9 protein-coding genes are annotated in these 12,110 nt (G+C 33.6%); 5 read left to right on the forward strand and 4 right to left on the reverse strand.

Annotation, left to right across the window (positions count from 1 at the left end; genetic code table 11):
• Positions 1-125 precede the first annotated feature (125 nt).
• Positions 126-2,234, forward strand: coding sequence for an ATP-dependent DNA helicase RecG (gene recG / locus DMB71_RS20010; protein ID WP_111369255.1), 2,109 nt, complete (start codon positions 126-128; stop codon positions 2,232-2,234).
• Between the two features lie 200 nt (positions 2,235-2,434).
• On the opposite strand, the gene DMB71_RS20015 is transcribed toward recG, so the two are convergent.
• The 4 genes from DMB71_RS20015 to DMB71_RS20030 form a co-directional block, all read right to left on the reverse strand.
• Positions 2,435-3,040 carry a PAS domain-containing protein gene (locus tag DMB71_RS20015; protein ID WP_111369257.1) on the reverse strand — a complete coding sequence of 202 codons (606 nt, stop codon included), beginning with the start codon at positions 3,038-3,040 and terminating at the stop codon, positions 2,435-2,437.
• A 62-nt stretch (positions 3,041-3,102) separates the two neighbouring features.
• On the reverse strand, positions 3,103-3,447 hold the full coding sequence (locus DMB71_RS20020; RefSeq protein WP_111369259.1) for a hypothetical protein: 345 nt from the start codon (positions 3,445-3,447) through the stop codon (positions 3,103-3,105).
• Positions 3,448-3,497: 50 nt separating this feature from the next.
• Positions 3,498-4,352, reverse strand: coding sequence for a hypothetical protein (locus tag DMB71_RS20025; protein WP_111369261.1), 855 nt, complete (start codon positions 4,350-4,352; stop codon positions 3,498-3,500).
• A 32-nt stretch (positions 4,353-4,384) separates the two neighbouring features.
• Entirely contained in the window at positions 4,385-4,984 is a 600-nt protein-coding gene (locus tag DMB71_RS20030) for a DUF6436 domain-containing protein (RefSeq protein ID WP_111369263.1), read from the reverse strand.
• Positions 4,985-5,459: 475 nt separating this feature from the next.
• Between DMB71_RS20030 and DMB71_RS20035 the strand changes: the two genes are divergently transcribed.
• The 4 genes from DMB71_RS20035 (at position 5,460) to DMB71_RS20050 (ending at position 12,080) form a co-directional block, all read left to right on the forward strand.
• Entirely contained in the window at positions 5,460-6,518 is a 1,059-nt protein-coding gene (locus DMB71_RS20035; RefSeq protein WP_111369265.1) for an efflux RND transporter periplasmic adaptor subunit, read from the forward strand.
• A gap of 97 nt (positions 6,519-6,615) precedes the next feature.
• A complete protein-coding gene (locus DMB71_RS20040; RefSeq protein ID WP_111369267.1) occupies positions 6,616-9,714 on the forward strand; it encodes an efflux RND transporter permease subunit in 3,099 nt (1,032 codons plus the stop codon).
• Between the two features lie 36 nt (positions 9,715-9,750).
• Positions 9,751-11,061, forward strand: coding sequence for a TolC family protein (locus DMB71_RS20045; protein WP_111369269.1), 1,311 nt, complete (start codon positions 9,751-9,753; stop codon positions 11,059-11,061).
• Positions 11,062-11,216: 155 nt separating this feature from the next.
• On the forward strand, positions 11,217-12,080 hold the full coding sequence (locus tag DMB71_RS20050) for a bestrophin family protein (protein ID WP_111369271.1): 864 nt from the start codon (positions 11,217-11,219) through the stop codon (positions 12,078-12,080).
• Positions 12,081-12,110 lie beyond the last annotated feature (30 nt).

Genomic DNA, 12,110 nt, shown 5'->3' on the forward strand with positions numbered 1-12,110 from the left:
ATTAAAATCTATCTTCGCTTTCTAAAGATAAAAGAGCCAAAAATCAAGAAATATTGAATATACTTTGTCTTTTTTCTTTCTTCTTGGCTCTTTTATTTTCGACTCTATAAAATCTAAATCTTCGAATGTCTAATAATCTTCTTGAAACTCCAATTGAATACTTAAAAGGCGTTGGTCCGAGTCGTGGTCAATTGCTTCGTAAGGAATTGGGCATTCATAAATATGGAGATTTAGTCAATCTTTTTCCAAATCGATATATTGACAGAACGCGTTATTATAAGATTAACGAATTGCAGAATACGGGTTCTGAAGTTCAGATTATCGGCAAAATAATCAACATTAAAACCGTTGAATTTGCTAAAAATAAAAAACGTCTTGTAGCTTCTTTTGTTGATGATACAGGGCAAATTGATTTAAACTGGTTTCAAGGCCATAAATGGATTCGCGAAAGTTTAAAACTCAATGAACCTTTGGTGATTTTTGGAAAATGTTCCCTTTACGGAAGCCAGTTTAGTATGGCGCATCCTGAAATTGAATTGTTGAGCGAGCATGAAAGAAGTTTACGTTCGGCCATGCAGCCTGTTTATCCTTCAACAGAAGCTTTGGCTAATAAAGGCATTTCAAACCGAACGATTAACAAATTGATGGAACAGCTTTTTTTGGAAACACAAGCGCTGTTTACTGAAACTTTTCCTCCATTTTTAATCGAAGAATTAAGGCTGATCCCAAAACGTGCTGCATTATTCAATATTCATTTTCCGAAAAGCGCAGAAATTTTAGCGAAAGCTCAATTCAGACTCAAGTTTGAAGAATTGTTCTTTATTCAGCTACAGTTAATTACGAAAAATCTCATTCGAAAACATAAAATAAAAGGGCATCCATTTGATAAAGTGGGCGAACTTTTTAATGAATTTTATAAAAACCATCTTCCTTTTGATTTAACGAATGCTCAAAAAAGAGTAATCAAAGAAATCAGGACTGATATGGGAAGTAATGCCCAAATGAATCGTTTACTTCAAGGTGACGTAGGTTCTGGAAAAACGATTGTGGCTTTTATGAGCATGCTTTTGGCTATTGACAATGGTTTTCAGGCTTGTCTGATGGCGCCGACGGAAATCTTGGCAAATCAGCATTTTCTTGGTCTGTCTGAATTTGCTAAAACCTTAAATATCAATATCCGAATATTAACAGGTTCTACCAAAACTTCTGAAAGAAAAATTATTCATGAAGAACTAGAAAGCGGAGAACTTAAAATTCTAATTGGAACTCACGCTTTGTTGGAAGATAAAGTGCAGTTTCAGAACTTAGGTTTAGCTGTGATTGATGAACAGCATCGTTTTGGTGTGGAACAAAGATCGAAGTTGTGGAAGAAAAATGATATTCCGCCACACGTTTTAGTGATGACCGCCACTCCTATTCCTAGAACATTGGCAATGAGTTTGTACGGTGATTTGGATATTTCAGTTATTGACGAATTGCCGCCCGGAAGAAAACCTATTCAAACTGTGCATCGTTATGATACCAATCGCTTGAAAGTATGGAAATTTCTTCGTGATGAAATTGCAAAAGGAAGACAGATTTACATCGTTTATCCGTTAATTCAGGAATCTGAAAAAATGGATCATAAGGATTTAATGGACGGTTACGAAAGTATTTCTCGCGATTTTCCGTTGCCTCAATATTCAATTTCAATTCTTCACGGGAAAATGAAACCGGCCGATAAAGATTCTGAAATGAAACGTTTCTCTGAAGGAAAAACCGATATTATGGTGGCAACAACCGTAATTGAAGTTGGTGTAAACGTACCAAATGCCAGTGTAATGATTATAGAAAGCGCCGAAAGATTTGGGCTTTCGCAATTGCACCAGCTACGCGGACGTGTAGGTCGGGGCGCCGAACAGAGTTATTGCATCTTAATGACGGGACATAAATTAAGCTCTGACAGTAAAACCAGAATGGAAACTATGGTTCAAACCAATGACGGTTTTGAAATTGCCGAAGTTGACTTAAAACTTCGTGGCCCAGGCGATATGATGGGGACACAGCAAAGTGGTGTTTTAAACTTGCAGATTGCAGATATTGTAAAAGATAGAGAAATTCTTTCTCTAGCTCGAAATTATGCCATGAAAATCTTAAAAGAAGACTCGGCTCTCCAAAAACCTGAACATGCCGTTTTAAGAAATATCTTCATAGAGTTAACGAAGAAGAAAAATATTTGGAATTATATTAGTTAAGGTGCAAAGGTACAGAGATGCAAAGGCTCAAAGGTTTTAAAGATTCAAGTTTAAACTTTGAACCTTTGCTCCTTTGAGCCTTTGAACCTAAAATAAACATATACTCCATTGCGCCATATTCATTCAGGTGATTTAGTTTTGTTGGGGGACAAATTTAAAGGGGTGAATATTGTATTGAACACAATGAAGTATATAGTTGATTATTTCTTTTTCACATCATTCTTTTTTTCGAAAAAACCACTGAACAAACCTTTGCTTATTTTGTTTTTATCATCTTTTCCAGTTGCAATCAAATGATCGATATATTCCATGTAGGTTTTCTTTCTTTCTTCTAGAAAACCTACTAGATACTCTTCAGATGCATGCATACCGCTGGTTTCTTCTATCTGCAAAAGTTTCTTGTATAAAGGCTCAATAAATTTCACAATAATCTCATTTGGAACCGATTTTCTGGTGCCAAAATAACCAACAATCTCACCATCTGTATCGGCAATGATTTTAAAATCGGTTACAACCCAATAATAACGTCCAGTTTTAGCCATGTTTTTTATGATAACATGAATATTTTCACTGGATTTAATACTGTCCCATAAAAATTTAAAAATAACCTTTGGCATATCTGGATGGCGAATTATATTATGTGGCTGGCCCACAAGCTCAAATTCATCATAACCAGAAACATCTATAAAGTCTTCATTGGCATATAAAATGGTTCCCTTTTTGTCAGTTTTACTAAGCAGTACTTTATTCTTATTCCAGTCCACTTCTCTATCAGAAGGTGTCGGACGGTGAAATCTGGTATCCATATATTTTACATTTAAATTAATTTACAATTCAATAAGTATAAAATGAATCCTTTAAACCATTTTTAATTTGACTCGATCTCCAAAACAAGGAGAATATTTCTGATTTTGCGAAAAACTGTCTCCAATTCGTTTTCCAGCCATTCTGGAATCTCGTTATTAACCGCAAGATTTAGCTGGCGAATATCATTCATAATCTGAATTAGTTTTTTATACTGAAAATCAAGATCGTAAACATGTGAGCTGGTTTGATAATTTTTAAAAATCTCCCTTATTTCTATTTCAAAATCAGATTGGACTTTCATTTTTTCAATCGAATCCAATGTTATGCTTTCATTTAAAAAATCTTCGATTATTTTTTTAAGATTATGCAGCGTAGGGACTGCCGTTGGTAAATCATACTTAAACATACAATTGGTTTAAAAAATATTACTATTGTTTTTGGGGCTTGGTTTGAATTCTAATGCTTACTGTTTGTTGATTTTACATGAATATCATTAACTAAATCATCAATTTTTTTAGCGCTTTCTCTCATCATTTCAAGATAGGTTAGCAATTTATCATTGTCTGTGTGCCCTTTCGATACATCAATAAGCTTTAAAACTGAATTTACAGGCAATTTCAAATCTAAAGTAGTTCTATGAATAAAATCATTGTAATCTTTTGTAGCCGACATCGAACTGTATTTTGCCGAAGCCAACTTCATATTTTCCAATTCATATTCATCTGAAATTTTTGAGATATGATTCTCACTATGTTCTTTAAAATAATATGCCCAATAGCCATTCATAAAAAATACTACAGCAGCCAAAACAGTATGAATGATCAAAGTTTCAAGATCAAAATTTACTTGCGAAAAATAAACCTGAAGTCCGTTGGCATCATTGTAAATATAATTTTGAAGATAAGCCAGTCCCGCATGATGCAATACAACCAGCAAAGTAAGCGGAATTTGAAGTTTCCAATTTTGATAGATAATTAAAATCGTACTGGCAATAAATACCGTAAAATGCATTTCGAACATTCCGTGCATCTGATAAATGTACTGCGCCATAAAAATAGCCAGAACAACAGACAAAACATACTGGTAAAATTTAGAGTTTTTCATGAAAAATTTTGCCGAGTAGTACAACAAAAGATTTAGCGTTCCAACGCCAACACCGATTTCGAAAGTATCATACTTAAAAGCAAGTCCGATACCCAGCAGAAAATATACTGCAAGTACATAATTGATAATTGTATCTGATTTTTGTGTCATAGTAGACATAAAACTGTGCAGATAATCTTGTTCGTTTAAGCTAGCTTTTGCTTTCATAGGTTATTAGATTTAGGTTTTTGGAAAAATAGTTATTTAGTACATTTTGGTAATGAGCATCCGTAAGCTCTAAGAGCTAAAGCATTAAAAGAAGGATTGTCCTTTCTGCTAAGGAGAGAATCAATCGCCATTTGGGCATAATTGCTTTTTGTATCTGTGCAATATCTTGTTTTATTGTAATTGCCTCGATAGTACAAATTATGGGACTGATCTAGTAAAACCGCCTGAGGAGTTGAGATAACACCACAATTTTTAGCAATTGACTCATCAAAATAAACAGGGATTTTGGCATCAAACTTTTCCTGGATTTCATCAATTGTAAATTTTTTCTGTTTGTTTAACACTACAATTTTAAAATTGATCTGATCTCCGTACTTTTTTATCAAACTGCTAACATGTGGCACATTGAACCGCGAACAAGGGCATTCGGGATTAAAAAAATGTATAAAAATGGGTTTATTATCAAATGCACAACATGGACCAAGTTCTACTTTAGATCCCATTGCAATAGCGTGATAATTTTTTGGAATAGGAGTTGGAAGACTGTATTTAAACTCATTCTGCCAAAACAGATACCCAATTGAAAGTAGTAAAAATGTAAACCATAAAGCTAGAAGTAATTTTTTCTTCATAAATTATTTTTTTTATATTATTCAACAATAAAGAATAAACACTTGTTAATATAATTATTCATTATATATAACCAAAACCAAAAAAAACAACTTCTACATAGAGATTTTAACATAAAAAACAAACACAACCGTTAGCGTTTATGCAAAATCTTTTCATTTTGTTTAACATATCAATGATACAAATAAAATCGATAAAGTGCAAAAAAAATCAGACAAAAAGATTAAAATTTTCTTCATGGCAGAAACAATGGACACTTCAGCAGATGAAAAAGCAGACTCTATTTGGAATTTTGTTAGTTTTTCTTGAAAAAATTTAATATTTAATTAAACCTTTTTGCATGCCTATAGTCTAAATGCAAACCTTTGTACATACAAATGTTAAATAAACGCTAACAGCTTTCGATTTCATGCCAAAAAGTTAAATTTGTAAGCTTACTAAAAACACAAACCTAAAATCTATATTCACCTCAATTTTATGAAAGTAAAACACCTCATTTACACCATTTTAATTATTACAATTGGAGGCTTTATAACCTACAGAATCGTCTCTAATAAGGGTAAAAACGAAGATTCTAAAAAATTTAACGATAAAAAATCTCCAACAACTGTTAACGGACTTGTAATAAAAACAGCAACTTTTGACAATAATTTAGCATTGTCTGGATCTATTGAAGCAAACGAACAAGTAGAAATTCATAGCGAGGTTTCAGGAATTGTTGAAGGAATATTTTTTAATGAAGGTTCAAACGTCACTAAAGGACAAGTACTTCTTAAAGTAAATGATATTGAACTAAAAGCGCAATTAAGACAGGCTTTAACAAGAGAAGATTTGGCTGCTGAAAATGCAAGAAGAGCAAAATTGCTATTGCAAAAAGAAGCAATTAGTCAGGAAGAAGCTGATGTTGCAAAAGCTGATCTAGCTTCTGCTCAAGCTCAAAGCCAATTAATTAGAGCACAAATTTCTAAAACATCTGTAAGAGCTCCATTTTCAGGAAAAATCGGTTTACGTAACATTTCTCCGGGAACTTACATTACTCCTACTGTTTTAGTAGCAAAATTGGTAAATACTAGCAAATTAAAAATTACTTTTTCAATTCCAGAAAAATATGCCGCAGAAGTAAAATCGGGATCTGTTATCGATTTTAAAGTTTCTGGATCTGACAAAACATACAATGCAAAAATTTATGCCATTGAACCAGAAGTAGCCGTAGCAACACGTACGCTTCAAATTCGTGCACTTGCTGATAATATTGATGGAAAACTTTTTCCTGGAACTTTTGCAGATATCAAATTGCCTTTAAATATTATTAAAGATGCTATAGTTGTTCCTTCTCAAGCAATTGTGCCTATTCAAGACGGTAAAAAAGTGTATATCGCCAATAACGGTCAAGCAAAAGAAGTGATGGTTGACGCAACAACAAGAACAGATTCTTCAATTTTAATTTTAGCAGGATTAAAACCTGGAGATACTTTAATTACAAGCGGTGTAATGTCTTTAAAAGACGAAGCTCCAATTAAAGTTAAAGTAAAATAATTTTAAAGTTATGAGTTAAGAGTTTTGAATTATGAGTTGTAAAATCATAAACACATTCCATAATCTAAAATCTAAACTCTAAAATCTACAATCACACATGAGTTTATCAACTACAAGTATTAGAAGACCTGTTTTAACCATAGTGCTGAATCTATTAATTATATTATTCGGTTTTATTGGTTATACTTTTTTAGGTGTTCGAGAATTCCCTTCTATTGACCCTGCTCAGGTATCTATTCGTACCAATTATACGGGTGCCAATGCCGATATTATCGAATCGCAAATTACAGAACCCCTTGAAAAAGCCGTAAATGCTATTGACGGAATTAGAAATATCACATCTTCAAGCAATCAAGGAAGTAGTAATATAACAATAGAGTTCAACCTAGATAAAGATTTGGAAGAAGCCGCAAACGATGTTCGTGACAAAGTTTCGCAAGCCACTAGAAATCTTCCTCAAGATATTGATGCTCCGCCAGTGGTATCGAAGGCAGATGCTGATAGCGATGCTATTATTTCGATGACTGTTCAGAGTGATTCACGTAATTCTTTAGAATTAAGTGATTATGCAGAAAATGTTATTTCTCAGCGTTTAGAGACTATCCCGGGTGTGAGTGGCGTGCAGATCTGGGGACAGAAACGTTACGCAATGCGTTTATGGATAGATCCTGTAAAACTTACGGCTTATGGCTGTACAGTTTCAGATGTGCGTGCAGCATTAAATGCACAGAATGTTGAGCTTCCATCAGGAAAATTGACAGGTAACAATACCGAACTTACAGTAAAAACTATAGGAAATCTTTCTAAAGCAGAAGAGTTTAACAACATTATTATTCGAACAGACGGCGATAAGATTGTTCGTTTAAGCGATGTTGGAGGTGCCGAATTAGGTCCAGAAAATATTGAAACCAAATTAAGCCAGTCTGGCCTGCCAATGATTGGTTTAGCAATTGTGCCAATGCCAGGTGCAAACTATCTAGATATTTCAAAAGAGTTCTATAAAAAATATGAAGCCTTAAAGAAAGATCTTCCAAAAGATATTAAACTAAATATTGCGCTTGATAATACAATTTTCGTAAAAAAATCAGTATTAGAAGTTGCTGAAACATTAGGGATTTCGGTAATACTGGTAATCATTATTATCTATTTATTCTTTAGAGACTGGGCAATTGCTTTTAGACCTTTAATTGATATTCCTGTTTCCTTAATTGCTACATTCTTCATTATGTGGTTATTTGGATTCTCAATCAACGTATTGACTCTATTGGCAATTGTACTGGCAACAGGACTTGTGGTAGATGACGGTATCGTTGTAACCGAAAATATCTTCAAAAAAGTAGAAGAAGGGATGTCACCAATTGAAGCTGCTATTAAAGGTTCTAATGAGATTTTTTATGCCGTAATTTCGATTTCGGTAACATTGGCCGCAGTATTTTTACCAGTAATCTTCCTTGAAGGTTTCGTTGGACGATTATTTAGGGAATTTGGGGTTGTAATTGGTGCGGCGGTATTAATCTCGGCATTCGTTTCGCTGACTTTAACACCAATGCTAAACGCTTATTTAATGAAAGGTGGAGAACAGAAAAAATCGAAATTCTATATTAAAACTGAACCGTTTTTTGAAAAAATGAACAGTAGTTATGCAGAAGCACTGACTAAATTCATGGATAAAAAATGGATCAGTTTCCCTATTCTTATTGCTTGTTTCGGATTGATTTATTTATTCTTTACCATTCTTCCAAAAGAAACAGCTCCTTACGACGACAGAAGTTCTGTAACCATGCGTATGACTACTCCAGAAGGATCTTCATACGAATATACAGACCGTTTTATGCAAGAAATTTCAAAATTAGTTGATGATTCTATTCCTGAAAAAAAAGTAAGTTTGGTTATTACAGCGCCTGGTTTTGGAGCTTCGGCAACTAATACCGGATTTATTAGGCTTTCGTTAAAAGAACCAGATGAAAGAACTGTGTCTCAAAAAGAAATTGCAGACAAATTAACAAAATGGACAAAAAACTATCCAGATGCTAAAACTGCTGTAATTCAACAGCCTACAATTGCTGTAAACAGACGTGGTGGTTTGCCAATTCAATACATTATTCAGGCTCCTAATTTTGATAAATTAAGAGAAAAAATTCCTCTTTTTATGAATGAGGTGAATAAAAGTGATGTTTTTTCTACGACAGATGTAAACTTGAAATTCAATAAACCCGAAATCAATGTTACAATCGACCGTGAAAAAGCAGAAAGTTTAGGAATATCAATTATCGATATTGCACAAACTTTACAGCTTTCTTTAAGCGGACAGCGTTTTGGTTATTTCATTAGAAATGGAAAACAATATCAAGTAATTGGACAGTTTGACCAAAAAGACCGATCTAAACCTTTGGATTTGACTTCTATGTTTGTAAAAAACAGAAAAGGCGAATTGATTCAGATGGATAATGTTGTGAAAGTTTACGAGCAAAGTAATCCTCCTCAATTATTCCACAACAACCGATATATGTCGGCAACTGTTTCTGCTGGTTTAGCTCCAGGAAAAAGTATCAGCGATGGTATTCAGGAAATGGATAGAATTAAAGCAAAAGTTTTAGATGAAAGTTTCACGACAGATTTAGCTGGTGAATCGCGAGATTTCGTAGAAAGTAGTTCTAATACTTCTTTTGCATTCGGATTGGCTTTATTATTAATCTTCTTGATTCTTGCTGCACAATTTGAAAGTTTTATTGATCCGTTTATTATCATTTTAACGGTTCCAATGGCGGTTGCTGGAGCTTTATTCTCATTATGGTTATTCAATCAGACGTGGAATATTTTCAGCCAGATTGGTACGGTAATGCTAATTGGTCTTGTAACCAAAAACGGTATTTTGATTGTAGAATTTGCCAATCAGTTACGAGAACAAGGCAAACCTAAACTAGAAGCTATTTTAGAAGCTTCGGAAGCACGTTTACGTCCAATTTTAATGACGAGTTTAGCCATTGCATTGGGAGCACTTCCAATTGCGATGTCGCTTGGAGCTGCATCTACGAGTAGAATTGGTATGGGAGTTGTAATTGTGGGTGGAACTATTTTCTCATTGGCTTTAACGCTTTTTGTAATTCCAGCCATTTATTTTATGTGGTCTAAAGCGAGAAAACATTATCCTGAATTTGACCATATTGACGAATACGAAAGAGACAGCATTAAATAGAAACCGAAAATCGATTTTTGGTTAAAGAAAACGAATATGAATATCAAAAAAATATACTGTACAGCACTTATTCTTTTCCTTTGCACTTTCCAGTCAAAGGCACAGGAAGTTCTTACTATTGAACAGGCTATGACTATAGCTCTGGAAAATAATTTTGAAATTAAAATTGCTAAAAATAATTCCAAAATAAACGAAACAAACGTAACAATAGGAAATGCAGGAATGCTGCCTACAGCAACGGCAAATATTACCGATAACAACAGCATTACAAATTCTACGCAAGTAAGACAGGACGGAACATCGACTTCGTTAGACAATGCAAAAAACAATAGTTTAACTTATGGTGTTAGTTTAGGTTGGACTGTTTTTGACGGAATGAAAATGTTCGCAAAACTTGATCAACTGAAAGAACTTCAAAAACTTGGAGATGCAGAACTTAAAAGAACTATCTTAGTCAAAATTGCTCAAGTAAATTCTGCTTATTACGATCTAGTGCAAATGCAACAGCAATTAGCTGCATTGGACACTACAATTGTAATTTCAAATCAAAGATTAACTTTGGCTAAAAACCGTTTCAGCATTGGTAAAGCATCAAAATTGGAAGTTTTAAACGCACAAGTAGATTTAAACTCAGATCAAGTTGCTTTATTGAGACAAAAAGAAGCCTACGCTAATGGCAAAATTTTATTGAATCAGCATTTGGCGCGCGACCCAAAAATTGATTTCAAGGTTACAGATGAAGTAAAAGTGGATAATAAATTAGTTCTAGCCGATTTAATGGATTTAGCCCAAAAACAGAATCCAGGTTTAGAGGCGCAAATTATCAATAAACGTATTGCCGAATTACAGCTCAAGCAAGTAAAAGCCGATCGTTACCCAACATTAAGATTAACTTCAGGATACAATTTTTCTGAAAGCCAATCGAGTTTAGGTTTTACCAGTGAAACTTCTAATAGAGGTTTTAATTATGGCTTTAATGCTTCTATGAACATCTTTGATGGTTTCAATCAGCATCGAAATGAGAAAGTAGCCAAATTACAGATTGAGAATTCGCAGATTGCTATAGAACAACAAAACACTGTTCTAAATACGCAGTTGAGTACTGCTTTTCAAACGTATTTAACCAATCTGGAGTTAATTCATTTAGAAGAAAACAATGAAGCTATTGCAAGACAAAATTTAGAAATTACACTAGACAAATTTAAAATCGGAACTATTACAACTCTCGATTTTAGAACCGCTCAGTTAAATTACGTCAATGCAAAAGTACGTTACAGCAACGCGCAATATGAAGCGAAATTATCTGAAATAGCTCTAAAAGAATTAGCTGGAAATATTAATTTTTAATTTTCCCTTTAATAATCAAATATTATCTGCCAAATCTGCTAAATCTGCGAGAGAAAAATAGCTCGTAGATTTAGCAGATTTGGCAGATTTTTTTTTTCTATTTTACACACAGCAGAATATTTTTTTAATTTAAATTTGTTTCAAAACATACTTCAATGATTACATACAATACCAAAGACTGGTTCACCTTTATTTTTCATTTTCATAAATCAGATACGGTTCGAAAACTGTTTACGATTATGATTGCAATTGGAATCTATGCTGCCATTGTATGTTATCTCGAGCTTCAGTATTTTAAAGTAACCAAAAACGATTATATCCATAACATTCCCATTATGCACGGAATGCTTGGATTTGTGATTTCGCTTTTGCTTGTTTTTAGAACCAATACTGCTTACGACAGATGGTGGGAAGGCCGCAAACTTTGGGGCGGACTGGTAAATAATAGTCGTAATCTTGCCATAAAACTTTCTGCCATTTTAAAAGATGAAAATGATCGAAAGTTTTTTAGAAAATATATTCCTATGTACGCTGATATTCTGCATCAGCATTTAAAAGATGAAGACACCAGCAAACAGCTTTTTGAAGATGTTGATTTGGAAATTGACCATCACAAACACAAACCAAATCAGCTGAAAAGAATCATGTATCATAAAATCAATGATTTGTATGATGCAGGAAAAATAACTGGAGAACAATTAATCACTATTAATGATGAATTAGTTGCTTTTACAGATATATGTGGCGCATGCGAGCGTATCAAAAACACGCCTATTCCCTACTCTTACAGCGCTTTTATAAAGAAATTCATCTTCTTTTACACCATGACACTCCCTTTTGGGTATTCAGTAAGTTTAGGCTATCTCGTGGCTCCTGTAGTCGTTTTCATATTTTATGTATTGGCCAGTTTGGAGCTAATTGCAGAAGAAATTGAAGATCCATTTGGAAATGATGAAAATGATCTTCCTACGAGAAAAATCTCAGAAAACATTAAAAAACATGTTGAAGAACTGATTTAATAAAACGTTAAATCTGCCGTTTATATTTTT

This window comes from Flavobacterium tistrianum, assembly GCF_003254545.1.
GTDB classification, from domain to species: Bacteria; Bacteroidota; Bacteroidia; order Flavobacteriales; family Flavobacteriaceae; genus Flavobacterium; species Flavobacterium tistrianum.